Source organism: Nocardia sp. NPDC059691 (assembly GCF_042733915.1).
Taxonomy (GTDB): Bacteria; Actinomycetota; Actinomycetes; order Mycobacteriales; family Mycobacteriaceae; genus Nocardia; species Nocardia sichangensis.
In genome coordinates this window covers 151,568-176,070 of the sequence record NZ_JBHWFB010000006.1, presented here as the reverse complement: position 1 = coordinate 176,070, position 24,503 = coordinate 151,568, and the positions used below count along the sequence as shown (strand labels likewise).

Below are 24,503 nucleotides of genomic sequence, written 5' to 3'. Positions count from 1 at the left end.
CTTGGCTAGTCAAGGTACGATTCCGAGGTGACCAATTCGAGAACGCGCAGACCACCGGACGAAGCCCGTCGGTTGATCCTCGATGCCGCGGCTTCGCTGCTGGCCGAGGGAGGCGTCGCCGCTGTACAGGTGCGCGCAGTGGCAGCGCGGGTCGGCATGACCGACGCCGGCGTCTCCCACCACTTCGGCAATCGCGAGAAGCTGCTCGCCGAACTCCTTCGCCATGGTGGACGTCGGCTTCGAGCCGCGCTCCACGACGTCATCGCCGCATGGCTGGAGCACGGCACCGATGTCCTCGAGCTCGTCGAGTCGCTCGAGTCCGTGTATCGGGGCGGCTATGGCGAACTCGCGGTGGCGCTGCACGCGGCGGGTTGGCGCGACCGCGGTGGCGGCATGCTCGACCCGGTCGTCGACGCCCTGCATCGGAGTCGGCCTCCCGGAAGTTCCCTCGACGAGACACGGCTCGCGGTCGCCGCCCTCCACCAGGCGATGGCAACCGAGCCCCTCTACGGGGTCGATTTCCGTCGGAGCGCCGGCCTCACCGGCGCGGCAGCGCAAGACTCGACCGCTCACCTGCGCTGGTGGGCCAGCCAGCTTCAACGCGCGCTCGACATCGAACCGGCGCGCCATTGACCCGAGCGGCGGTCAACACCCCTCGGCATCAGCAGTGCACTCCGATTCCGGTGTTCCCGCGTAATGACCAGCGGCGGAAGGCCATTCGCGACGAACACACATCGCACGCGGGCGCGATAAGCGGATCAGCGCCGTGCCCGATGCGGTAAAGATCGAACCCTCAGTGTGTGGCACAGATAGTCATGCGCTGGACATCCAGTCGCGGATCGCCCGCACGGCCGCATGAGCAGCGGCCGGGTCGAGGCCGCCAGCGCCACGGCCCCCCTCTTCCGGAGTTCGGCGCATTCGGACGTGAGTGTCCACTGTTCGGCCCGGCAGTCAGCGGGGTGGGTTTGCCGCTCGATCAGTCGCAGGGTTTCGAGTTTGTCGATGATGACGGTGGCGTTGGACGGTTCGCAAAGTGGCCACCACCAGCGCCTTGTCCGGTTCCGGAGGAGACGCAAGCTTGCCGGAAGCCTTGTCGAGGAAGATCTGCTCGCGCCCGGCGACGGTAAGCGCGTCATGCGGGGCCTCGGGAGCTGATCGCGGGTGGAGATTTCGAACACGAGCCTGGCGACCCAGCCCTGGCCAGAAGCGAGAAACCTCACCCGATGAGTACGAACCGCCCATCACAGGCTATTGTTGATCAAGTGCGTGACATGTCACGCCAAGCGTCGTAGATCGCATTCGCTTCGCAACCAGCGCTTGCCGCATCCGCTCTTCTTACGGCGATCGATTTTGCCCATCGGCAATCTCGCCACTTCGTGCCCCCGGCGCGGACCCCGAAGGTCCACAGACGGCTCGGGCACCACCTGATGTCCGAAAGGCACCGCAACATCTATGAGTTCTGCTGACATCTCTTTCGCCGCGCTCGGTGTGAGCGCACCGCTGGTGAAGGCGTTGACTCGCGCCGGGATCACCGAACCTTTTCCGATCCAGACCGACACCCTGCCCGATTCGCTGGCCGGACGCGATGTGCTGGGCCGTGGCCGGACCGGCAGCGGCAAGACGCTCGCCTTCGCCATCCCGATGGTCGACCGTCTCGGCCGCGGTCTCGCCGGTAGGCGCGCACCGAGCCGCCCGACCGGCCTGGTGCTGGCGCCGGCTCGGGAATTGGCCACCCAGATCACGGCCGCGCTGGAACCCCTCGCCGCGGCCTATCGCATGACGGTCACCACGATTTTCGGTGGGGTCCCGCAGAACCGGCAGGTCCGGGCGCTGCGCGCCGGTGTCGACATTGTCGTCGCCTGCCCCGGCCGGCTCGAGGATCTGATGAACCAACGTCTGATCTCCCTCGACGCCGTCGAGGTCACCGTGATCGACGAGGCCGACCACATGGCCGACCTCGGGTTCCTGCCAGGCGTGACCCGCATTCTCGCGGCCACCCCGAATGACGGTCAGCGCCTGCTGTTCTCGGCCACCCTGGATAACGGCGTCAACAAGCTGGTCAGCCGCTTCCTGCCGGATGCCGAGCTGCATTCCGTCGACGAGGCGAACTCCCCGGTCGCCGCCATGACCCATCACGTTTTCGAAACCGCGAGCGTCGAAGCCAAGCGTGAGGTCGTACACCGGCTCGCCTCGGGCTCGGGTCGGCGAATCCTGTTCATGCGCACCAAGCATCAGGCTCGCAAACTGGCCAAGCAGCTGACCCTCGCCGGAATCCCGGCCGTCGATCTGCACGGCAACCTCTCGCAGGGCGCCCGCGACCGCAACCTCGCGGTCTTCGCCGCCGGTGATGCCCTGGTGCTGGTGGCGACCGATGTGGCCGCGCGCGGCGTGCACGTCGACGGTGTCGAACTGGTCGTGCACGTTGATCCGCCCGCCGAACACAAGGCGTACCTGCACCGTTCGGGCCGTACCGCGCGGGCAGGCAACTCCGGTGAAGTGATCACCCTGGTGCTGCCCGGCGAACGACGCGACCTGGCCGACCTCATGCGCAAGGCCAAGATCACTGTGACCCCGCAACGAGTCACCGCCGATTCGCCCGTGGTGGCCGAGCTCGTCGGCACGGTTGCCCCACTCGTCGCGCCCCCCTACAGCGACCGGGCGGCACGGGAAGACGACCGCCGCAGCGGCAGCGGAGCGTACCGTAGCAGTGGCGGACCGCGCAGGGGCAGCGGCGGACCGCGCCGAGGCGGCGGCCGTCGCAACGGCGGTGCGGCGCAAGGTCAGTCGCGCGCCAAGCCGCGCGCTCACTCCGCGCGCGGAACGGTCGCATAGGGCCCGTTTTGGTCGCTCCCCCAGGCAAGCCCATGCCGAGATCGCCGCGTCGCTGAGCATGGCCAGCGGAATGCCGGGCGTCGAATGCTGGTGAACATGGCTGATGACGCCGGCGCTGGCGGGCAACCCATCGAGCGCGAGGCAGTCGCGCCTGATGGGTTGCCGTGCGATTGTGCGGCCGCGGAATCTGCAGGCGTGGCCAAGAGGGTTGGGACACGAGACCGATCCAACCCTCCGATTCCACGCGAAGCTGGATTGGCCGGACATCACCGACAGAGACGGACACTGACCGTCCGCGCCCAGCTCCGCGCGAAGTGAGGGCGAATGGTCTCCAGCACAGCGACTTCCGAGGTGCCAGACGTGCGGTCTCATCGTCGGGACTGGTAGAGGGGCTCAGAGGCAACCGAGTCGAAAGAAGGGATACGGTCCAACCGGCAGGACCACCGACGTTCGGGCCGAGGTGAACCACAGGCCAGACCAACGGCGTTGGACACCCGAAACACAACCCGGGCCGATTCCGATAAGGCTGGCAGTTCCCGAGCTGCACACCACGCAGAATCTGCGGGACGGAACCACAGCCGACAACGCAACGTGCAATGCCATGGCGGTGCGTCATGGCTGCACGTCGCCCTTTCCGTCGACGCGGCGGCGTGCACCTGCGCTCGGACGTACACCTCTACCTCGGAAAGAGACCATGACATCACCACGGCGACACGCTGCCGCTCTCCTTTCGTGCGCGGCAGTGACGCTCGCGGCCGCCGCTTGCGGTACCGAAACCGCGTCAACACCAACCACCACAACACCGGTCACGACATCAGTCGTATCCGCTGGCCACACGACACTCCTGCCGCCGACAACCACTGCCGTACCACTGCCGCCGACCACACCGGAAACGACCATCGCCCCCACCTCGCCGCCAGCTGCGGTCGCGCCCGCCCCGCCCGCGGCGGTGGTACCGACACCTCCGGCGGCGGCCGTGCCGGTGCCACCGCGACCGGCGGCTCCCAGCGTCTACTACTCCAACTGCGCCGCCGCCAAGGCCGCGGGCGCCGCGCCGCTACGGCGGGGAGAACCCGGCTACAGATCAGAGCTGGACCGCGACAAGGACGGCATCGCCTGCGAATAGGGCAAACCGACGCTGTTGGTGCTGGCGCGGCTGAGGATGGCTCTGAATAATCCGGCTCGAGACCACGGGCGGCAGTACAGAACAACCACGTCGACTTCGCGTTGCTGACCACCCCGGAACCAGCCCGGCCGAGCATGCCAACCGACACGACGATCGTCCCGCTACACCGACGAGGCTGCTGAGTTCAAACCCCAAGGCGCCTGGGACTTTCGGCGAGCACCTCTGGGGACGATCCTCTAGCGCCAACAGCGTGTCCGAGGTTGGACGTGTGCGGACACTTCGCCGACCGGGCATACGCGGTGGAGATCCAGTGGTCCCGCTCGACCCGACTACTGGTAGCAGTAGGAGTCGGAGGAGGCGTCGCCGCCCTGGAGGCGCACCTGGTGCACCCGCAGACCTCGAAAGTCCTCGTCGTGCGGGAAGAAGGACTCGTCGATGGTCATTCCGCCGTCGGGATCGATGCGCATCACGGCCATCCAGGCGCCAACCCCATCCGGGTAGAACTGGTCGTCCCATGCGCCATAGAGCGAGTTGGTGAGGTAGACCCGCCGACCGTTACGGCTGATCTCGACCATCTGGGGGCCGCCGGCAAGCGGCTGGTTCGGCGCGGCCGGGTGGGCGGCGCGGCCCACGATCCCGCCGAGCCGGACCGACCCGGTCTCTTTAGGGTCAGCCGGATCGCGCACGTCGAACTGTTTCAGCTCCCCGGTACCCCAGCACGAGACGTAGAGGTACGCGTCGTCGACCGACAGGTCGATGTCGGTGACCAGCGGCGGCACCGCGCCGAACGGTTTCAGTGCCGGCGGCAGCAGGTCGGGATCGGCTGGCTCGGCCGGGATGGTGATCACCTTGTCGACCGCCCACACGCCGCCATCGCGGTGCCAACGCCACACGGAGGCCGACAGATCCTCGGTCGAGATCACCACGCCGACGAACCCCCAAGCGGCGTCCGGATCGTGCGACGGGCGCAGCTCAAGCGCCATCTGGTATTGCTCGCCGAGATCGATCCGCTGCTGGTGCCGACCGGCGCTGAGGTCCCAGAAGTGGATCGCGTGGCCGTACTTGTTGGCCAGCAGCAGCTCCGGGTTCAGTCCGTCCTCGATCATGGCCGGGGTGCCCCACTCGCTGCTGATCAGCGTGTTCTGGTTGAGATGCCACCAGGCGTCGTACGCCAGGTATTGCGGCCCACGGTCGGTCTCCCATTGCCGCAGCACATCGAACGTGCCGTGATCGAGCAGCGCGATTCCGCCCGGGCCGTCCGATCCGTCTGCCCCGCCGAGGCAGGTCATGAACACACCGTCCGGCCCGCAGTGCAGCGTGTGTGGACGGGAGTAGCCGGCCTTGGCCGCGAGCTCGGAGCTGTCCACGATCTTCGACAGGGTGGGCTGGCGTGGGTCGGGCTGGGTGTCGAACACGTACAGGCGCGACGAGCGCAGACCCGGCACGATCAGGTACCGCCGAGCCAGCCCCTCCATATGGTGGCCCTCGTGCTTCAGCGCGCTGCTGCAGGCGTTCCAACCGAAATGGTGCAGCTCGTTGCCCAGGTGGGGTACCTCGGTCCAGCCCACCACCCGGCCGTAGGTAGCCGAGCCCGGATCCACATCGATTACCGACAGCGCATCTGGCTTCTGTGCCGCGCGGTCGAACGCAACAACGTATGCGAGCCGCTCCGGTGGCGCGGCTGCCGCCTCCGCTGCGCTCCGATAGAAGGTCGGGTCCAAGTCTGAGTGATTCATTTCCAGCCTCCTTCATGTCGATAGGCGGAGACCCACGCACCTCGCCCGATCTGGCGGTTCCGAGGCGAGCGCGACCCGTGTGGTCGCGTGCCGTATGGCGCGGGCAGGCAATAACAGTCTCGGCCTATCGACGCAGATTCACCAGCTACCGCCGGCGCGGCGGCAGAGTGCGCGGTAGAGCGCAGTTCCGTCGAAGAGCATTAGCCGGAGAATCTGGATGCATCGTCACCGTGCGGCCCACGGATTGCCTTACCCATGTCCGGAGGGGGCTTCGAGGTCAGCCAGAGTCAGCACCTTCGGTTTGTGTCAGGCTGGTTCTGTCTGCCGGGCGATGGCGGGCAGCGCCTCGAGGCTGAAGCGGACGGCCTCGGCGCCGTATTCGAACATCTGGCGCTCGTAGTCGCCGATCGCGCCGAGGAGGTCGCGGCCGCCGGTGCGGCAGCGGCGGAGCAGGTCGGCGTCGCGCAGGGCGGTGTTGGCGCCGTAACCGCCGGTCGGTGAGGTGGCGTGGATGGCATCGCCGAGCAGCGCGACCGGACCGGGCGCCCAGCGTTCGCCGGGGTCGACCACTCGGATGGAGAGCAGGCTGCTGTTGTCCGTATCGGCCTGTTCGATCAGCGCCCGCAGGTCGGGTGCCGGCCCGGCATCCTGGACAGCACGGCCTCCTGTGGGGTCGCGGTGCCGAGTGAGCCGTTCGGCGGCACGATCGTGGCCCAGCGCACGTAGTCGCGCATATCGGGCAGGGTCACCTCGGGTGCCAGCGCCTCGACTGCCTCCTTCGGCGGGGTACGGAAGCGCATCGCGCCGAGCAGGCTCACCCGTCCCCGTCAGCAGGCTCAGCGCAGAGATCGTAATTCCCGAACCGGACCCGGCCACGTGGCGCAGTCAGCTCCTCGACGTGTTCACCCAGATCCGCGACCAGTACCTGGAATACCCCGGCGTTTCGCGCGCCGCACTGGCCATGGTTCCCACCAACCTCGAGGCGCTGCGGGTCCGGGAGGGGATGTTCGCGAGCCTGCTCGCGGGCGGAATCGAACCCCTGATTGCCGCCTGGACGCACTGTCCCTCTACGTCAGCGCCTACGCCCTGGAACAGTCACTGGTCCAGCACCGGCGGAAACACCCGGAACAGGAGTGGGTAGTCAGCCGCGCGGAGCTGGTGCGCCGGTTCACCGCGCTGCCCGCCGACACGTTTCCGCAGACCCGGCGCTATGCCGCTGCCGCCGACCCCCACCAGGCGCCGTTCGGCCGCGCTGAGCCGACCCGTGATCACTCCGTGGAGTCCCTGTCGCGGCAGGTACTCCACGCCAGCCCTGCCATCAATGCCACAACTCCGAAAACAACCGTGCTGTCACGGTCAACACAGTCCTCTTCGCCCGCCCTGTCCTCGACACTGACGGAACCTGCACCTGGCCAACGTATTTCAGGCGCGGCGCAGTAGTGTCACGCTATAAGCTTCCCGTCATGGTGAAGTATCTGATCAGCGGGGCGATGATCGCGGCCTTCTCCTTCGGCGCGGCTGGTACGGCGGCGGCCGATGAAACCGTTGACTACTACCCCACTCACGGAGCCTGTGTCGCGAATGGGGTGGCTAAATTCGGTCGAGAAGAGCTGGGTAAGACCTGGTTCTGCCGTCGAACTGGCAGCCAGTTCGAACTGTTTCGCCGCTGAGGGGGGGGTGGCTATCCCGCCGAATCGACAACCATCCGAGTGGTGTCGTGCAACGAGTGTCGGCGCAGTTCCGACATAGCCCGACCCGGCGCTGCCGCACCCTCCCTCAACGGGATGGCTTGCCACCCGATCTCAAAACTCCTCGTCCGCGAACCCCCGCGTCGCCACGAAACCCGAACTCCAGCACACCGACCGACCTCATCGGCAGTCCCGCCGAGCGCCAACCAAGCCCATCCGCGGCCCGAGCCGCTGCAAGATGTCTTCGTGGTCAAGCCATCGTCGTTCTTTCAGTCACAGCTTTCGCATCCAACTACTGCAGCTGTGCTGACTCATGAGGTTGGTTCCGCGATGGTGATCTCGAACGTCAACTGTCCGAGGGCGGCACCGCTCACATGCCCAGCCGCCCCTGATCCGTCCGAATCCACTCCGAGGTTCCGTCCGGGTGTCGATGGAACTCCCAGGCGGTATAGTCGCCGTCCTTCTCCACCACCTTGACGTGATCGGCGAAGCCGTCGTGATCGACGTCGGTCCACACCTGCATGGCATCGTCGCCGGTGATGGTCACGCTGTCGAGCAGACCGTCTTGGTCGATGTCCTGGGTGGGATGGTGCAGCTCGACGGCGCCGAGGCCGCCTAATTCGGAGTGCGCGTCGATATGCGGTAGATCCAGTCCCGGCAAATCACCCGACGTGACCATGGCCCCTGCTTTCTGGCGCCATGCCTTCGAAGAACTCGGCCAGCATCGGCCCAGAGTATCGAGGTCTTTGCCGCCATTCAACACCTGGTACCACTGGTCGCCGGATTCGAAGCCAACCTAGGCCACCTGCGCACCGCAAAGGAGGCATGGCCAAGGCCCGCGCCAAGGGGTGGCCGAAGACGGAATCGAATGCCTCGATGTGCCAGCGAAACTCGCCCACCGTGTGCGAATGCTTTCCACCGGGCACGGCCGCAAGAACGACGGAGCCGACGCGCTGTCGGTCGGCATCGCCGCGCTCAACAGCACGGGACTCCGATCGGTGCACACCGACGAGACGGCACAGGTGCTGCGCACGCTCACCGAGTACCGGGACGATCTGATCCGTATCCGAACCCAGACCGCCAACCCCCGTCGGCGGCCGCGGCCGGGACGCAAGCCGTTAGAAGGTCAGCCCCAGCAGGCGACAGGTGTTTGCCGAGCGACCCCGACCGCAGCCTCGAAGATCACGGCTGCAGACCACGAACTCGGCTTCGATTCAACAAGTCGGTACCTCTCTACTCATCGAGACTTGACACAGAGAGGAGCCGTTAGCGAGATAGACCCCGTTGGGATTCGAGGCCAGCTGATCGGTTATGGAGGTGACTGGTGATGTTTGCCTGGCGGTTGGGCCGGTTACTTGGGGGCGGATCCTGGTCGAGTTCGTTCCCCGCACGTGGGCCGGAGAAGTTCGATGTGTTCATGTCCTACAGCCACGACGCGGACGAGAAGCTGGCATCTGACTTGCAGCGGGCGTTGTCGCGGTTGGCCAAGCCGTGGAATCAGCCGAGGGCGATACGGGTGTTCCGTGACCGTACCGACCTGTCGGCAGCGCATGACCTGCCAGCCGAAATCGAATCCGCACTGTCGCATTCGCGGTACTTTCTGCTGCTGGCTTCGCCGACCGCTGCCAGTTCGGCATGGGTCGGGAAGGAGGTCGATTTCTGGCGGCGCAACGGAACCCCGGACACGTTTCTGATCGCGATGACGGATGGTGTCATCGCATGGGGAGACGGTGATTTCGACTGGACGGTCACGACCGCGCTGCCGCGCTCGCTGCGCGGATACTTCGACGCTGAACCGCATTGGGTATCACTGGCATTCGCGCACGACGAAGACATTCGGTCATTGCGCGACAGTAGTTTCCGTAGGGCGGTCGCGTCGCTGGCGTCCCGGCCGAGGGGCGTGCCGATGGAGCAGCTCGACAGCGCCGACGTCAGTGCGCATCGGCGGTCCATGCGATGGCGGCGGACGGTGGTGGCTGGACTTGTCGTCCTGCTGGTCCTGTCGATCGTTGCGGGTGTTGGGTTTCTACTGCAGCGCAACGAGGCTCGCAAACAGCGTGACATAGCGATAGCTCGCGGACTGATCGACTCGAGCGAAGATTTGGCCGAGTCCGACCCATACGGAGCCAGATTCGACAGCCTGGCCGCGTGGCGGATAGATCCCCGCCCGGGAGCCCGCCATGCCATGCTGGTCGCCGCACGCAATCCCGGAACGGGGGTGTTGACGAGCCCAAACATGACCGGAGTGATCTCGATGGCGTTCAGCCCTGACGGAAGGACTCTCGCCACAGGGAGCCGCGAGGGCACTATCCGGTTTTGGGATACGAGTACGCAGTCCCCGATCGGCGAACCTCTCACCGGCCACGCTGATCAGGTGCCCTCCCTGGCGTTCAGTCCGGACGGAAGGACCCTTGCCACCGGCAGCGGGGACTACACCGTGCGGCTCTGGGATATCGCGACCCGTCGGCCGATCGGAGAGCCACTGACCGGCCACACCAATACCGTAGCCTCGGTGACGTTCAGCCCGGACGGGAAAACCCTTGCCACCAGCGGTGGCGACCGCACTATCCGGCTATGGGACATGGCCACTCACCGACTCATCGGCGCCCCATTCACCCTCTACACAGAGCACGGAACCATCCAGATGGTCTCGACTGTCGCGTGGAGCCCGGATGGGAAGACCCTCGCTGCGAGCGGTCCTGACGGCACGGTCCGGCTGTGGGACATGGACCAGCATCGGCAGATCGGTGCCCCGCTCACCGGCCACAGCATGACGGTCGTCTCACTGAAGTTCAGCCCGGACGGGAAAACACTCGCCACCGGCAGCCAGGACAACACCGCGCGGCTCTGGGATGCCACCACCCACAAGCAACTCGGCACGGCCTTGGAAGGTCACACCAACGATGTGTGGTCCGTAGCGTTCAGCCCGGACGGGAAAACACTCGCCACCGGCAGTGCCGACCGCACGGCTCGGCTGTGGGATACCACCACCCACCAGCAGATCGGTGCGCCCCTCACCGGCCATACCGACGCGATATGGTCGCTGGCGTTCAGCCCGGACGGCAAGTTCCTCGCCACCGGCAGCTGGGACCACACGATACGAACTTGGCAGGTAACGGGTGACCAGCCGACCAGCACTCTGCTCACCGCCCAGACCGATCGGGTCGAGTCAGTGGCGTTGAGCCTCGACGGCAAAACTCTCGCCACCGGCAGCGGGGACACCGTGCGCCTGTGGGACGTGACGACACACCAACCTATCGGCGACACCCTCACCGGGCACACCAGTGCGATCTGGTCAGTGACGTTCAGCCCGGACGGGAAATCTCTCGCCGCTGGCAGCGGCGACGGCACGGTACGGCTATGGGACGTGGCCACCCATCGGTCCATCGGCGACCCCCTCGTCAGCCAAGACGGCGCAATGTACGAGGTGGCGTTCAGCTCGGACGGAAAGACCCTCGCCACCGGCAGCAGTCACGGCACGGTACGGCTATGGGACGTGGCCACCCATCGGTCCATCGGCGACCCCCTCGTCAGCCAAGACGGCGTGGTCCGCTCTGTGGTCTTCAGCCCGGATGGCAAAACTCTCGCCATCAGCACCAACCCCGGAACGACTCAACTCTGGAACGTGACCCACGACCAGCTCACTCTGGACATCGACACACAACTCGGTGGCGACTCGGTAGCGTTCAGCCCGGACGGCAAGACTCTCGCCGTCAGTATCGGCGGCGGAACCATCCGGTTGTGGGACATCGCCGAGCACCGTGAAACCGGTAATTCGCTCATCGGGCATACCGCTGTGGTGTACTCGATGGCATTCAGCCCGGACGGGAAAACCCTCGCCACCGGCAGCGCCGACCGCACGACCCGGCTGTGGGATATCACCACCCACCAACCGATCGGCGGCCCCCTCACTCGCCACGCAGACCAAGTCCGCTCCGTGGCTTTCAGCCCGGACGGTAGAAACCTAGCCACGGGGGGCGACGATCACACAGTCCGGTTGTGGGATATCGGCTTCACGATCGACCCCGTATCCGCACTCTGTGAATGGGCCAACGGCACCTTCGCACAGGATCGATGGATGCAGTACGTGCCAAAGGGCCCGAAGTACAGGAGACTTTGCCCATAGCCTCCCCGGTCCTGCGGCACGGCACTATCGACGCCTCCCCCACCCTCTCACGCCGACAACTGCTGATACCGCGCAGCGGAATCAGCGTCGGCGACCTGCTGACTCCAGTAGCGGCACCGTCTACCGCCCGGATACGACGCGGTCGCTCCTATGTCTGTCGCCCGAATCCTGCATCCGGCTCCCGGAAGTGGCGATGCGGCCGAATCGTCGAAACGCTGCGCCAGTGGGCGCCCGCTCCCCGATCGTGGACGTGCAGCCGTAAAGGGCCTGGTAGAGGTCTGTCTTGTCGGATCGGGCAGCTGCTTCACGACGTCGGCATGTTCAAGGTACGTCCCTGAATCGGCATCGGATGGCTTGATCTTGCCGTGGGGCCCGCGGGCTGATCAGGCCGGTGTCTTGTCTTCCGCCGAGATGGCCGTTGTTCGGGTGGACAATGAGAAGATGCACCCGCACGGGACGCTGCCCGGCTCGCGGAAGGGTCTGAGTAGAGCTGAACTGCTGGCCGCGATATCGCTTGCGATCGACCTCGGTCTGGGTCAGCCGATGGAACACATGCTTCGGTCGTCCTTGATCGCGACACGGATCGCCGAGCGGATGGGGCTCGACCTCCAACAGCGAGCGACCGTGTACTACGCCAATCTGGTCGGGTGGATCGGTTGTCACGCCGATTCCCACGAACTCTCCGCGCTCTTCGGCGACGACATCGCCTTCCGGGCCGACACCTACACGGTGGACATGACCGGCCTGCCGTTTCTGCGGCTGATGATGAGTCATGTTGGACGCGGATTGCCAGGCTGGGAGCGCGGCCTCCGTGCCACCACCTTTCTGGTCGCGGCTCGCGGCCAGGTCGCCACACTGATCCAGTCGCATTGCAGTTCCGCCCGCATTCTCTCCGATCGGATGGGCTTGGACGGGCAGGTCGGAAAGGCGCTGGCCTATGTCTTCGAACGCTGGGACGGCCGGGGATTGCCCAACGGTTCTCGCGGCGAGGATATCCCCGTCGAGATCCACATCGCTCACGTCGCAGACGTCATCGAGGTACACCTGCGGACGGCTGGGCTCGAGCACGCGAAGGATGTGCTCCGTTCTCGGCGCGGCAGTCAGTTCAGCCCAGCCGTGGCGGCGGTGTTCGATCGTGACGCGGCGGCGATCGTGGACGGGTTACTCCAAATCGACGTATGGACCCACGCGTTGGCCCAAGCACCGGATCGTGACCGAACCCTGACGGCCGAGGAGAGCGACCAGTTACTCGAGGCTATGGCTGATTTCGTCGATCTCAAATCTCCGTTCACACTAGGGCATTCGCGTGGCGTCGCGAATCTGGTAGCCGCGGCAGCCCGACACCTGGGCATGTCGCCGTCGGACATCACGCTTCTCTATCGCGCCGGCCTAGTGCACGGCCTCGGCAAAATGGGAGTGTCCAATCAGATCTGGGAGAAGAAGGGGCCGCTCACTACGGCTGAATGGGAGCGGGTACGGATGTATCCAGATCTGACCGGCCGGATACTGAGCCGAGTTAACGGCTTGGAGTCGGTGGTGCCCGTCGCGATGAAGCACCGGGAACGGATCGACGGGTCCGGCTTCCCCCGGGGGATCGCCGGCGCGGAGTTGACCGCCCAGGACCGGCTGCTTGCCACGGCGGAGGCATATCAGGGACTGCTAGAGGCGCGGCCCGACCGGCCGCCGCTCGATCCTCGCGACGCTGCCGATCATTTACACAAGGAGGCACGTGCCGGACGCTTCGACGCCGAATCGGCTGCGGCCGTGCTTGCGGTGGCCGGTCCGCGGATATCGCGGCGGACGCCCTGGCCGGCCGGGCTGACCGACCGCGAGGTGCAGATTCTGCGACTCGTCGCGCAGGGCCGGTCGAACCGAGAAATCGCCGCCGAACTGTTCATCGCCGAGAAAACGGCACGGAACCACGTCGAACGCGTCTATACCAAGCTGGGTGTCAACAACCGCACGCAGGCCAGTCTCGCCGCGATCGATCGGGGTCTGGCTGGCTTCCCGGTCAATGCGGCTGTGGGAGATTGAAGCAGTCGGGACCGATCACCGATTGGCCGAGCCGACAGCGCGCGTCCGGTTCGTGGCCCAGGCAGCGACTCGGTGCCGTTTCGGCCCTGCACTCGTATCGACGGGCCGGTCTGCACGTCAGACTGTGCACTCGGAAGCGCGGAACTGCCGCACGCCCCGGTCCCGCCGACATCTGTTCAGACATATGGCGGGACCGACTGCGCTGGGCCTTCATCGCCGAGACGCGCCGGGCCGGGATCGCCGGTCCAAGACCCATACCGTGGCCAGCATGAGGCCACCGGCAAACGAGGCGAGCGCGATGAGACTGGCCCCGGTGCCTCCGTGGAAGGTGTCACCGTAGGCGGACATGGCCGGCAGCGTGGCGGTGTACCGGTCGAGGTCCAGGTCGCGACCCAGCGCTTCGAATGCGTGGCGGTTGGATAGGCCGAGACTCATCAGGCGTCCAGGGAAGGCCATCTCGTCAACGGGGACTATCGCGCCACCGAACAGAACCTGAGGGAAGCAGAGCATCGGCAGGGCGAGGGCGGCCTGCGCGGCGTTGGAGACTGCGGCCGAGGCGAGCAATCCGAGAGCCAGCGCCGAGGTCGCCTCGATCACAATCGTCAGAAACAGGAAGGCGGACACGTCCCACCCAACGGCGGGGAGCCGACCGAGCGCCCGCAGCACACCGAGGAGCACCGCGCTCACTCCTGCCAGCACCGGAAGCAGCGCTGTCACCTTGGATGTCACGTAAGCGCCCACGTTGAGTCCGGCCAGGCGCTCCCGCCGGAAGACGGCCATTTCCCCGACGATCTGGAGCAGGCCGTACGTAAGGCCGAAGAAGAAGCCTGCAAATGCGATCCAGAACACGATCTGGGCCGGGCCGAGGTCGGCTTGGCTACGCGGATCGAACGCGCCGCGCTTGAACAGCGTCGCCATCATCGCAGTGACCAGCACCGGTGACCCGAGCAGGACCGCCAGGGTCAGCCGGTTGCGAACGAGAACATCGACATTGCGTTGGGTAAGTAGCCACCATTGCCGGACCGGGCCCGTGCGCTTCACGTCTGAACTGGTGGCAGGGGCGGGCATTAGAGCCGAGCCGGGCTGGGCTTTCGACTGCCCACCGCTGTCCGCGAATCGCTTCGCCCAGATCCTGGGTGTGTGCTCACGAGCCAGCCGGTCGTACACCTCGGCTAGATCCTCCACGCCGAAGTAGCGCCGAGCCTCGGCCGGGCTGCCGGTGAAAGCCAGGTGGCCGTCGCGCGCCAGAAATACCACCCGGTCACACCGGTCGATGCCGGCCGGCTCATGCGTGGTGAGGACGACTGTGACTCCGCGCTGGCTGAGTCGGCGCAGCAGGCGCATCACGTCGGCTGCGGTCGATGGATCGAGTCCGGAGGTGGGTTCGTCGAGGAAGAAAAGGTGCGGCCGGGTCAGTAGCTCCACGGCGATACTGGCCCGCTTGCGCTGGCCGCCGGAGAGCGCACGGACCGGCACCTCGGCCCGATCAGCCAGGTCGAGATCATGCATAGTCTCTTCGACCACCCGGTCCGCCTCGGCCGCCGATGTGCCTGCGGGCAGCCGCAGCCGCGCCGCGTAGCGCAGCGTGCGGCGCAGGGGCATCTCGAGGTGGATGATGTCCTCTTGGGGCACGTAGCCGATACGGGAATCGGCGCTGCCTCGGGCCCCGCGCACGACGCCGTCATGCCGAACCTCCCCGGCAGACGGTGGTCGCAGTCCCGCGAGGATCTCCAGCAATGTGCTCTTTCCTGCGCCACTGCCGCCGGCAATGGCGACCAATTCGCCTGGTTCGATCGACAACGACAGCTCCTGGAGAATTTGCCGCGTCCCGACCTTCCTGCTTACGTTGACCGCATCGACCCGCCCGCCGCCCGGCACGCCGAGTGCGTGATCCGAAGTGCGCTTACCGCCCCGCTCGACGGTCGGTGGTTCGAATGTCGATTCGGTCGTGACCGGTGATCTCCGTGATTCCTGAACTCGCTTTGTCATGCCCTGATCATCGGTCCGCCGCCTACGTGGTCGCATGAGGCGTTTGCCTCAAATACGGCCACCAGGAATCGATCACCCCACCGGGCAGCGGGGCCACGCGCTAACCCGAGCGAAGGGTGTGCGGGGTGACCGGGTCGGGCTGAGCATGGTCAGCTGCCACAGCAGCAGTCTGGACTACCTCACGTGGCTGATACCCGAGCTGACCGCCTGTACACGCTCCCAGCTCATCATCCGTCTCCAGCGTCCGGCCGGGGTGAACGTCTGCTCGGGCGACGCTATCGGCGCGGATATCTAGGCACGCTGTTCGACGTCCAGGACGTACTCGAGGTCGCGGATGCGGTCGGCGGCTTCCGGCGAACAGCGGATGACGACGCGATCGGCGCCGCAGAGCTCGACGGGCTCGGCATCGACGGTCTGCAGCCAGTCGAAGAACACCCCTCGAATGCCCCCATGTGGCGCACTCTCGTCGCGCAGGTATGGGTCGAGGCGAACGAGGTAGGTCCGGTCGCGCGCCGCCATGACGCTCTCCTCCGATCGTCCGACAACAATCGACATGCAGCGTCCGGTTGTCCCTTCAGGTGACTCTCACGTCCGCTGTTCGCAGTTTTCGGTGTTCGAGGGTGATACCCAGTTCATGCGGCCGCACGCGATCGGCAACAGAATGCCCGGGGGCGGCCCAGTGCCAAGAGAACGGATCGGTGGTTCAGTCTGGCTTGACGGCGTCCCAGGGCACCCACTGCCGGACACCTCAGTCAAACCTGCCTGCACCGGTGGAGTGCATGTATTCGATTACTGCACTGTTCGTCGACGGCGCGATCGAGGTCGGCAGCGACGCCGAGTTCGGCTCGACCGGGTAGCGACCTCTGCGGGTGCGTGACAGGCCGTTCTCACCCGGATCAGGCCCCGGGCAGCGTCCTTTGGATGCCGAGCGTGTCGGCGGCGACTTTGGCGGCGGAGGCAAGCGCCAAGCGCAACTCTCCGCCGCAGGTGATCGCTGACGCGATCGGCAAAGCAACGGCGCGTTGTCGAGGATCGCCCACTCGGCCGGGTCTTGCTCGATGTTGTGGCAGCTTGTCTGGTTCACCGATCGCGCGGCAGGACACGTTGTGGAGCTTGCTCGGTGTCGGTTGTTGCCAGAGGTGGGCAGTGCAACCCGCTGGCGGACCGCGGTGAATGTTTACGCTGCAGCCAGCGGTCCGCGAACGAGGCGCCGAAGCGCTCGAAACCTTCCCGGGCCAGCCTATGAGAGCCCTGGCGGTGACCAGGAGAAAGAGGGTCTGAAGTGAATTTCTTGTCGATTCTGTCGCTGCTGCTCAGCGCCGGAAGCAGCGTACTGTCCCTCGGCAGCAGCGGGCTCTGACCGCAAGGATCGGACCTCGCTGAGGTACCCGCAGTGGGCGAAGCGATCCCGACCGGTATCCATGCCAGACGTTACAGTGACTCTACTGACGCGACGACTGTTGTAACACCGGCTGCCGGTGATCCGACAAACCGGACATGTCTCTCAATCGCAAACAGCCGCAACGGTTTTTGGCTCGCGCAGGTGTCACCGCAGCGTTGACCGCCGCCGGGATGGTCGGGTTCGCCGCGCCATCTCCCGCGGTACCGCATGACCCGGGCTTTCCGTTCTCGCCGACGCTGACGCGCCTGGTTCCGACCAGCTGCTCGGCGATCATCGACGCGGTCACCGTGCGACATGAGAAGGCCGGCACATTCGGCGTGCGGCTGAACGTCACCCAGACCGGGGAAAACTGCTCGGACTGGAAGGTCGCTGTGCGCTTCAAAAACCTCGATACCGGGTACGCGGACGGGCAGCAGCACCGCGTCGTGAACGGTGTCGTTCAAGACACGGTGGACGGCGTCATCGTCGGTTTCGGCACCGCTCCGGGCGTCGGCCGGGTGGAGGCTCGAATCGTCGCGCTGGACTCGAACAACAGAGAGATGGAGCAGATCTCGGGTACGGCGACGTTCACACTGAACTGAGCGCAAGTGCCGTCTCCACCGGTACCCGTAGGGTGGCTGGCCGCCGAGATAGCGGCCCTCGACTTGCGCTTGCGCGGCCATAGCGGCGCGGACGCGGATCTCGATGCGGTTGCGTTCGCCTTAGGGACGGCTGCACCGATGTCCGGGTCGTCGGCGGATCCGGCCGATCCGGGCGCCGACGTGATCGCACCGTCCGGGCGAAGGCAACCAGCGCGCTCGCGTCAGCGCTTGACCACCTGCGTGCCACCCGCGAAGTTGTCGTGCCAGCCTTGCTTCGTCGAACTCGCGGTCACTGTGACAGCGATCGCGATGGCCGCGAAGAACCAGAAGATACCGCCGACCCACGGAATCAAGTTGAACAGCATGTACGCGTTGCGTTTCGCCGATTCCACGACATTCGGCTTCGCCGCGCCACCGGCCCCGGTGACATGCAGTCCGAGGACCTTCTTGCCCGGCGTCGACCCGGTCACCACCTCGAAGAATACGAAGTACAGGAACCCGAATCCGGCGCCAGGAAGAATCGAAACCCATCCCGGCAGGTCGGATACCCGCTCGAGCACCCAGAACAGTAATCCACCGATGATGCCGGCAATGATCCAGTCGATGAATCTGGCCGCGGCACGGCCTCCGATCCCGGCCGCAGCGACACCGACCACCTGCCCCGGATTCTGGCCGTACCCACCCGCAGTCATCATTCCTCCTCATATCGATCCCATGTCCGACCGCGCACTCACCCGCCGGACTGGCGCGTCGCCCGAAAACCTGTCACTCAGGACATTGCACAGATCGCAACGACCACTGTAGACCGAGAGTACCGACTCCAGTGCACTATCGCCCGTTCGCCGGACGTGAATTCATCTGCCACGCACCACTTCTGAAATTGGATACTGAGCCCGCCCAAGTCTCCTCGCCTCGGTGGCGGCGTTCAGGTTGCTCTTGTGACCTGCCGCCACGGCGATCCGGCTTCGGGCGATCCACGGCTACTGCTGTTTCGGAGCGGCTGCGCAGTCTCCGCCGCGCCTCGCGACCGAACGCGTCACCACCGGACAAACCCAGCTGGATCAGCCTATAGGCCTCGCCGACGGACAGCACGCGGTCCATGGTCGGATCGATCAGCGCATTGGATTCGATCGTCACTCGCGGCTGCCTTGACCGACCTTTCGGCTCACGCTCCCTTTGTCAGTTGAGTAACGAAGCGCGGGGGCGCGGCGATTGCGACGCAGTACCCAGAGCCGCTCTCGCCGAAGGCAACTCGCCATCGAAGAAAAGTCACAGATGAGGTCAGATGCCCTACGAATCCGCTCCGTTCTTCCGGCGTCTCGCCGCAAGGCTCCTCGACCTTGCTTTCTGCCTGCTACTCACATTCGTCGTCGCCGTACCCGTCGGAATTCTGTTGGTCCCGGTCGCCTTGCTGACGACCGAAGCCCATGAAGCGGTGGTCTACGGATCAGCGGCGTGGTTGTGCTACTTCATCGCCTACGTTGGATTGGAGGTCTTTCTGTTGATCCGCCGCGACGGACAGACTCTCGGCAAAGGGCTTCTCGGACTTCGGGTAGTACCTTGTGGAGAGTGGGCTCGGCCAAGGCTGGAATTGCTGCCGGTAGCCTCGCGCATGCTGATCATCTTCCTGCCGTTCGTATTCATGTCCCTGTCGGGATCGAATCCGGAATCAGCCATGCTCAATGGGATCGCCGTTGTCGGCTTCCTCGCGCTCATTGTGAGCTTCTTCCTCGCGGCGAATCCCGCGGGAAAACGCCTGGCCCTGCACGATCTGGCAACTGGCAGCCGGGTGGTACGCGCGGCCAAGCGAAAGATCGAGTCGTTTCTGGTCACCTGGTTCGCGCAGCGTGGTGCCAGGGGCTTGTGAGCCGGTGTGGGCGTCAGCGTTTCTTGGAAACGTGCATGGTGATCCGGGCGGTGACGAAGGCTTTGCCGTCGGCGTCGAGGATATCGACCGGGACGACGAGTTCGGTGGGTTCGTCGCCGAAGTCGGGAATGGGGTCGAGGGAGGCGACGGCGGTCACTGCGGTGGTTGCCTTGGACTTGTATTCCACGGTCATGCCGACCGGGATCCACCGGTGGGTGGCGGGGATGGTGGCGTCGGTCATCATGCCGCCGGCGAGCTCGGCCATGTTGCACGAGGCGATGGCGTGGTAGGTGCCGAGGTGGTTGTGGACGCTGCGCCGGTTGGGGGCGCTGACCCGGCACAGTCCGGGCCGCAGCTCTTGGAGAAGGGGGTGCACGCTGCGGAAATAGGGGGCTTTGAAGCAAAGCGCCTGGGTGAAGAACCAGTTGCCGAATGGCAAGCGCTGCAGTGTGTTCCAGAGCGCGAGATTGTTGCCGGCCGGCTTGTCCGTGGTGGTTGTCATCGACGGTCTTCCTCGGTTCGAGCGGTGTCAGCGCAGTGCGGTGGTGACCGCGCTGTACATGGTGGTCTTGATGGCGGCGAGGGTGGCGGGGTCCTTGCCGAGAATGGGGGTGAGCCGGGTTATGGAGGTGGTGAGGACCTCGGTATCGGCGGCGGTGGCGTCGACGAGCCCGGCAGCCAGGGCGTCCGGACCGTTGAAACGGTAACCGGTGGTCATCGCTGTCACGGCGGCCTGGGGGCCGAGCTTGGCCTGGATGAGCGCGGCCATGCCTGGGGTGAAGGGGATGTTGATGTCGACCTCGGGAAAGCAGTAGTAGCCGCGGTCTTCACGCATGACGCGGTAGTCGTGGGCGGTGGCCAGCATGGCGCCGGCGCCGAAGGCGTGGCCGTTCACCGCGGCGATGGTGGGCAGCGGGAAGGTGAGGATGCGGGCGAACAGTTCCTGGACGCGGCCGACGTACCATTCGGCGCGGTCGCCGTTGGCCATCAGCCAGTCCAGGTCGAGACCGTTGGAGTAGAACTTGCCGCTGCCGGTGGTGACCAGCCCTTGCGCGTCGCGCTCGATAGTGTCGAGGTGGGTGTTGACGGTGTCGAGCCAGTCCGGGGAGAAACGGTTTTCGTCGTCGCCGAGGTTCAGTACGGCGATCTTGTCCTGGTAGTGCAGGTTCGCGGTCATGGTGTTTCCTTTCACTTCGTTGTGGTGGGGTGCAGGGGTACGGCCAGTACCGCGCGGACCGCCGCGGCGAGGCGTTGGCGCACTGCGGTATCGGGGCTCCGGCTGCCGCGCAGCAGCAGCGCGGTGGGCAGTTCCACCACGCAATCACGGATGACGGCGACGGCCTCACGGTCGGCGCGGTCGAACACGCCACGCGACAGATTTACGAACAGCTCGGTCAGGGTCTGATCGAGTCGGCGTAGTTGCTCGGCGATGTCGTCGGGGATCTCGCTGGAACCGAGGAGTTCCCGGCGGGGCACGGTCAGCAGAAAACGCCCCGAAACCGGCTGCTGCACCAGGAATTCGGCAGGGGCGTCGGCGGCCGCGACGACCGCCTCGACGGCACCCCCGTGCGCCAGTGCACGATCCGCGGCCTCACGCTGCAAAGTCAGAAACCGCTGCGCGGCGCGCAGCCAGACACGTCCCATCAGCCCGGCGCGGGAGCCGAAGGCGTGATAGATCGCGCCATTGGACACCGACGCGGACTCCGAGAGCGCGCGGACGGTGACCGCGGCGGGTCCGGAGTCGACTGCCAACCGTTCTGCGGCATCCATGAGCTGATCCAGGGCGTGTACACGAGGGCGGGGCATGGCTGGAGCATAACAGAGCATTCGCTCCGTAACTACGGACAGTCTGTCGATGTTGAATTTCCCAGCTGAGGTGGAAGCCCGCACGCACCGCGTTCGCGGTCCCTTCGAAGACCGGATCACCCCGACCGGAGACTGCCAGGACAGCGATCGATACGGCGGAGATGCTGTGCGGCTCAGTCGGAGAAGACCGACCAGCAGATGCTGTTGCGCCGGGCCTGGTCTTCGAGGACCAGGGCGCGGATGGGGTCGGTGAGCTGGTCTCGCTGCCAGTCACGCTCGATCCGGCCCGCCTGGGGATTGCCGGGGTGCGCGCTTCGAACGGCTTTGATCGCGTAGGCGGCGGCACCGAGGTCGTGTTCGGCGACGTGTCCAACGCATGCGGCTTGTCCGGCGGCGTAGGCGGCGAACCGGGCCGCGCCGGTCAGCGGGCGGGCGGCGCCCATCGCGTGTCCGCCTGCTGCCCGGGCTTGCATCATCGGCATGTCGCCTCGCGCCCACGCTCTGGCGGCGGCGATGGCGTCTCGTGGGCGTGGATCGTCGGGCTGTTCGTGCTCGAAATGGCCGAGAACGTGCTCGGCGCATGCCGCCGCCCACAGCGCGAGCAACTGATGGTCGGCATCGGTCAGGCGGCCACCCCGACGGATCGTCACCATTCGGGGGTCTCTGACCTTGGGCAGGATCATCGCCGCTCCGCCCCTCGCTCGTGCCGCGGTGACGGGGTGCGCTCATCTCGCAGGCGGTGGTCGAGTTGGTGCACGAGCTGGCTGACCCGGTTCGCGCCGGCGCCGATCCTCGGATAACGACGGAGGACGTCGATCACCAGTGGCGTCGCGAGGTCGACGATGCGCTCGACCGAGTCGCCGTATTCGTCGCTGGGGCGCAGCTCGAATACTCGGATGGTGTGCGCAGACGCGCGCAGGATGTGGTTGACCTGAGCGGCATCCGCCAGCGGATGCAGATACGCCGACGCGGCGGCATCGCCCGCGGCCATCGCGGCGTGAAACGGCACGGGCGCCGCCGCTTCTCGCCCAGCACGGTGGGCGGCAGGTGCCGTCACCCGCTGGGCGCGAGAGCGGTCGTCTCCGTGGACGAACGCGGCTGCGGCGGCGAGCGCGTCGCGGGGTCTGCTGTCATCGGGGTGACATGCCTCGAACAGCGGAAGTACCTGCTCTGCCGAGGTCATGGCAAAAGCCGTCACTGCCCGGATCTCGTCCATGGTCAACGCGAAGTCTGGGGTGCGTTGCTTGCGCCGGAGGGGAGGCTCTGATCGGAGGTTCACACCCTCCGATCGTAACCTTGAACGTCCAATTGAATGTTATGGCCACATAACGAGGGGATTCGACCGTAAACCCTCAAAGTGATGCCACGGCAGCCGCGAATGACCGGACAGCCGAAACGAGCATCCCCACACCTGAGACGGGCCCACCCGTCCAGCGCGCTTCCACGCCATCGGACCACCGACCCCTGGTCGGAGGTGTCTACGGTCAGCTTCACGTTCGGGTTGAGGAGGCGCAGGAGCGCTTCGAAGTCGCCGCCCAGGGAAGGCTCGGACGATTTCTCGATGATCACGACCGAGGCCCGTCGGCTGATCTGCGGCTTTGACGTTGCGACGAGCCCGGCTGGCGATCATCTTGGTGGCATCGGTCGATCTACCCAGGACCTCGCCGATTTCCTGGAATGTGAAACCGACTGCGTGCCCGCAGGTGTCGGCGGACAATACCGTCGATATCCGCTGATCCAGGCCCGTTCGCGCGGTGCCTGCTGCTTGGAGGGCAGTCGGGATGTTCGTAGAGCCGCTGTCGAGGCATCGCTATTTTCGGACCGCCGACCCCGAGGTGGCCCGGGCGGGGATGAGCGGCATTCTGCGTGAGCACCGGCTCGATCCGAGCGCCTCCACCATGGAGGCCAGCTGCAATGTCGTCCGGTACGGCGATGTCGGCCTGGTCTACAAGCATTACGGGGTCCAGGTTCGGATCCGGACCGAGCCCATCGAAACCTTCCGCCTGGTTCAAATACCGCTGGCCGGGTGGGCCCGGGTGCTCAACGGGACCGCGGATATCGCCTCCGACCCTGCGGTGGCCTCGGTTCCGGACCCGGACGCGCCCCTGGACATGAACTGGCACGAGAGCAGCAGGCAACTGCTCGTCCGATTCGACCGTGCCGCGTTGGACGACCATTTGCGGCGGATGCTGGGCCGGCCGCCGGATCGTCCGCTGCGGATGGCCGTCGCCATGCAATTGCGGTCACCGGCCGCCCGGACCTGGTTCGAATCGCTGCGCATGCTGCAGGCCGACGCCGAAGGCCCCGGCCTGTTCCTGGATTCGCGGCTGCGGCCGCAGATCGAGCAGCTGATGATGTCCCAACTCCTGCTGGCCCAGCCGAACAGCTACACCGAGCTCCTGCTCGACGACGCACCCGGAAAGTCGACGCCGCGTCCCATCCGCCTGGCCGAACAACTCATCACCGACCATGCGCACGAAATGCTCACCATCACCGACATCGCTGAGGCAGTGGGACTTTCGGTGCGGAGCCTGCAAGAGGGCTTCCGGCGATACCTCGACACCACACCGACGGCGCGATTGCGTGAAGCCCGGCTGGTGGGCGTGCACATCGCGCTGGCCGCCGCGGACCCCACCATGACCACGGTCGCGGCGGTGGCCGCGGACTGGGGGTTCTGGCATCTGGGCCGTTTTTCAGCCCTGTACCGACGGCGATGGGGTGTGCCGCCGTCGGTGACGCTGCGCGCCTGAAACGCCGCGCCGCGCCGAACCCGCCGCGCAGCCCGGATAGAACTCGCGCGAGGTGGATAGTCGCGGGCGGTCCGGTCCACCCATCATGAGTGCGGCGCATTTCCGCCGCACCGATACTCGATCCCATCGGCTTCGAAGGGTCAATCATGTTCTCACTCACATTGTTTCGCCGGCTCAGCGTCGCGGCGGCGGCTACCCTCGCGGTCGCTGGATACGGCGCAGCCCTCGCGCCGGCACCGGCGTCGGCGGCTTACGACTGCCCGGGCGGACTGTTCTGCGGCTACGACCACCGCAACGGCACCGGCATGTTCGTGCAGGTCGACAGCAACTGCCTGCTGCACGACATCGGCAACGAAGGAAATGGAGATCGTCTGAGCTCGTACTGGAACCGCACCGGGAAGACGGTCGGCGTCTACAACTGGACCGGTCAGGAGTGGCAACTGCTCGTCTCGGTCCCCGACAACAGCAAGGGCAATGTGCCCGCCGACGGTGACAACAAGGCCGATGCCCTGTGGGTCTGCGGCTGAGTTGAAATTTGCAATACTCGGTAAACCCTCTCGGCGCGC

24 protein-coding genes and 1 pseudogene are annotated in these 24,503 nt (G+C 66.0%); 12 read left to right on the top strand and 13 right to left on the bottom strand.

Going from position 1 to position 24,503, the window contains the following annotated elements; translation table 11 throughout:
• Positions 1-72: 72 nt before the first annotated feature.
• The 3 genes from ACFV2O_RS15545 to ACFV2O_RS15535 all read left to right on the top strand — a co-directional run bounded on the left by ACFV2O_RS15545 (position 73) and on the right by ACFV2O_RS15535 (position 3,958).
• The gene (locus ACFV2O_RS15545; RefSeq protein ID WP_379252323.1) at positions 73-633 is read left to right on the top strand and encodes a TetR family transcriptional regulator; all 561 of its coding nucleotides are present in this window, start codon (positions 73-75) and stop codon (positions 631-633) included.
• A gap of 819 nt (positions 634-1,452) precedes the next feature.
• On the top strand, positions 1,453-2,832 hold the full coding sequence (locus tag ACFV2O_RS15540; protein ID WP_379252322.1) for a DEAD/DEAH box helicase: 1,380 nt from the start codon (positions 1,453-1,455) through the stop codon (positions 2,830-2,832).
• Positions 2,833-3,808: 976 nt separating this feature from the next.
• A complete protein-coding gene (locus ACFV2O_RS15535; RefSeq protein ID WP_379252321.1) occupies positions 3,809-3,958 on the top strand; it encodes an excalibur calcium-binding domain-containing protein in 150 nt (49 codons plus the stop codon).
• Positions 3,959-4,287: 329 nt separating this feature from the next.
• Here the strand turns inward: ACFV2O_RS15535 and ACFV2O_RS15530 are convergent, their stop codons facing one another.
• The 3 genes from ACFV2O_RS15530 to ACFV2O_RS15520 form a co-directional block, all read right to left on the bottom strand.
• Positions 4,288-5,694 (bottom strand): selenium-binding protein SBP56-related protein, encoded by a 1,407-nt coding sequence (locus ACFV2O_RS15530; RefSeq protein WP_379252320.1) that lies wholly within the window; start codon positions 5,692-5,694, stop codon positions 4,288-4,290.
• A gap of 306 nt (positions 5,695-6,000) precedes the next feature.
• On the bottom strand, positions 6,001-6,264 hold the full coding sequence (locus tag ACFV2O_RS15525) for an FAD-dependent oxidoreductase (RefSeq protein WP_379252319.1): 264 nt from the start codon (positions 6,262-6,264) through the stop codon (positions 6,001-6,003).
• 44 nt (positions 6,265-6,308) lie between these two features.
• Positions 6,309-6,494, bottom strand: a complete 186-nt coding sequence (locus ACFV2O_RS15520; protein ID WP_379252318.1) for a hypothetical protein — start codon at positions 6,492-6,494, stop codon at positions 6,309-6,311.
• A gap of 663 nt (positions 6,495-7,157) precedes the next feature.
• Here ACFV2O_RS15520 and ACFV2O_RS15515 point away from each other — a divergent pair.
• Entirely contained in the window at positions 7,158-7,364 is a 207-nt protein-coding gene (locus ACFV2O_RS15515; RefSeq protein WP_379252317.1) for a hypothetical protein, read from the top strand.
• 388 nt (positions 7,365-7,752) lie between these two features.
• Here ACFV2O_RS15515 and ACFV2O_RS15510 read toward each other — a convergent pair whose 3' ends face one another.
• Entirely contained in the window at positions 7,753-8,061 is a 309-nt protein-coding gene (locus ACFV2O_RS15510; protein WP_379252315.1) for a DUF6802 family protein, read from the bottom strand.
• 169 nt (positions 8,062-8,230) lie between these two features.
• On the opposite strand from ACFV2O_RS15510, the gene ACFV2O_RS15505 reads away from it, so the two are divergent.
• The 4 genes and pseudogenes from ACFV2O_RS15505 to ACFV2O_RS15490 all read left to right on the top strand — a co-directional run bounded on the left by ACFV2O_RS15505 (position 8,231) and on the right by ACFV2O_RS15490 (position 13,542).
• Complete coding sequence (locus tag ACFV2O_RS15505; protein WP_379252314.1) at positions 8,231-8,710, top strand: transposase; 480 nt, start codon at positions 8,231-8,233, stop codon at positions 8,708-8,710.
• A pseudogene (locus ACFV2O_RS15500) lies at positions 8,710-9,039 on the top strand (toll/interleukin-1 receptor domain-containing protein); the annotation flags it as partial. The gene ACFV2O_RS15505 and the pseudogene ACFV2O_RS15500, both read left to right, overlap by 1 nt.
• 528 nt (positions 9,040-9,567) lie before the next feature.
• Positions 9,568-11,508: a WD40 repeat domain-containing protein gene (locus ACFV2O_RS15495; protein WP_379252535.1), complete on the top strand. Its 1,941-nt coding sequence runs from the start codon at positions 9,568-9,570 to the stop codon at positions 11,506-11,508.
• A 441-nt stretch (positions 11,509-11,949) separates the two neighbouring features.
• Positions 11,950-13,542 carry an HD domain-containing phosphohydrolase gene (locus ACFV2O_RS15490; RefSeq protein ID WP_379252534.1) on the top strand — a complete coding sequence of 531 codons (1,593 nt, stop codon included), beginning with the start codon at positions 11,950-11,952 and terminating at the stop codon, positions 13,540-13,542.
• A 210-nt stretch (positions 13,543-13,752) separates the two neighbouring features.
• Here ACFV2O_RS15490 and ACFV2O_RS15485 read toward each other — a convergent pair whose 3' ends face one another.
• Entirely contained in the window at positions 13,753-15,567 is a 1,815-nt protein-coding gene (locus ACFV2O_RS15485; RefSeq protein WP_379252313.1) for an ATP-binding cassette domain-containing protein, read from the bottom strand.
• A 255-nt stretch (positions 15,568-15,822) separates the two neighbouring features.
• Complete coding sequence (locus ACFV2O_RS15480) at positions 15,823-16,050, bottom strand: hypothetical protein (protein ID WP_379252312.1); 228 nt, start codon at positions 16,048-16,050, stop codon at positions 15,823-15,825.
• Between the two features lie 1,038 nt (positions 16,051-17,088).
• On the opposite strand from ACFV2O_RS15480, the gene ACFV2O_RS15475 reads away from it, so the two are divergent.
• A complete protein-coding gene (locus ACFV2O_RS15475) occupies positions 17,089-17,514 on the top strand; it encodes a hypothetical protein (RefSeq protein ID WP_379252311.1) in 426 nt (141 codons plus the stop codon).
• 221 nt (positions 17,515-17,735) lie between these two features.
• Here ACFV2O_RS15475 and ACFV2O_RS15470 read toward each other — a convergent pair whose 3' ends face one another.
• Positions 17,736-18,206 carry an RDD family protein gene (locus ACFV2O_RS15470; protein WP_356964096.1) on the bottom strand — a complete coding sequence of 157 codons (471 nt, stop codon included), beginning with the start codon at positions 18,204-18,206 and terminating at the stop codon, positions 17,736-17,738.
• Positions 18,207-18,342: 136 nt separating this feature from the next.
• On the bottom strand, positions 18,343-18,651 hold the full coding sequence (locus tag ACFV2O_RS15465) for a hypothetical protein (RefSeq protein ID WP_379252544.1): 309 nt from the start codon (positions 18,649-18,651) through the stop codon (positions 18,343-18,345).
• 148 nt (positions 18,652-18,799) lie between these two features.
• On the opposite strand from ACFV2O_RS15465, the gene ACFV2O_RS15460 reads away from it, so the two are divergent.
• Positions 18,800-19,381, top strand: a complete 582-nt coding sequence (locus tag ACFV2O_RS15460; protein WP_379252309.1) for an RDD family protein — start codon at positions 18,800-18,802, stop codon at positions 19,379-19,381.
• Between the two features lie 13 nt (positions 19,382-19,394).
• Here the strand turns inward: ACFV2O_RS15460 and ACFV2O_RS15455 are convergent, their stop codons facing one another.
• The 5 genes from ACFV2O_RS15455 to ACFV2O_RS15435 all read right to left on the bottom strand — a co-directional run bounded on the left by ACFV2O_RS15455 (position 19,395) and on the right by ACFV2O_RS15435 (position 22,403).
• On the bottom strand, positions 19,395-19,883 hold the full coding sequence (locus ACFV2O_RS15455) for a hotdog fold domain-containing protein (protein WP_379252308.1): 489 nt from the start codon (positions 19,881-19,883) through the stop codon (positions 19,395-19,397).
• Between the two features lie 27 nt (positions 19,884-19,910).
• Positions 19,911-20,558, bottom strand: coding sequence for an enoyl-CoA hydratase/isomerase family protein (locus ACFV2O_RS15450; protein WP_379252307.1), 648 nt, complete (start codon positions 20,556-20,558; stop codon positions 19,911-19,913).
• A gap of 11 nt (positions 20,559-20,569) precedes the next feature.
• Positions 20,570-21,187 (bottom strand): TetR/AcrR family transcriptional regulator, encoded by a 618-nt coding sequence (locus tag ACFV2O_RS15445; RefSeq protein WP_379252306.1) that lies wholly within the window; start codon positions 21,185-21,187, stop codon positions 20,570-20,572.
• Between the two features lie 173 nt (positions 21,188-21,360).
• Positions 21,361-21,870, bottom strand: a complete 510-nt coding sequence (locus ACFV2O_RS15440) for a putative immunity protein (RefSeq protein WP_355078110.1) — start codon at positions 21,868-21,870, stop codon at positions 21,361-21,363.
• A complete protein-coding gene (locus ACFV2O_RS15435; RefSeq protein ID WP_379252533.1) occupies positions 21,867-22,403 on the bottom strand; it encodes a putative immunity protein in 537 nt (178 codons plus the stop codon). The genes ACFV2O_RS15440 and ACFV2O_RS15435 overlap by 4 nt, the downstream gene beginning before the upstream one ends.
• 634 nt (positions 22,404-23,037) lie before the next feature.
• Between ACFV2O_RS15435 and ACFV2O_RS15430 the strand changes: the two genes are divergently transcribed.
• Both ACFV2O_RS15430 and ACFV2O_RS15425 read left to right on the top strand, forming a co-directional pair.
• Complete coding sequence (locus ACFV2O_RS15430; protein WP_379252305.1) at positions 23,038-23,937, top strand: AraC family transcriptional regulator; 900 nt, start codon at positions 23,038-23,040, stop codon at positions 23,935-23,937.
• An 89-nt stretch (positions 23,938-24,026) separates the two neighbouring features.
• A complete protein-coding gene (locus ACFV2O_RS15425) occupies positions 24,027-24,464 on the top strand; it encodes a peptidase inhibitor family I36 protein (RefSeq protein WP_379252303.1) in 438 nt (145 codons plus the stop codon).
• Positions 24,465-24,503: the final 39 nt, after the last annotated feature.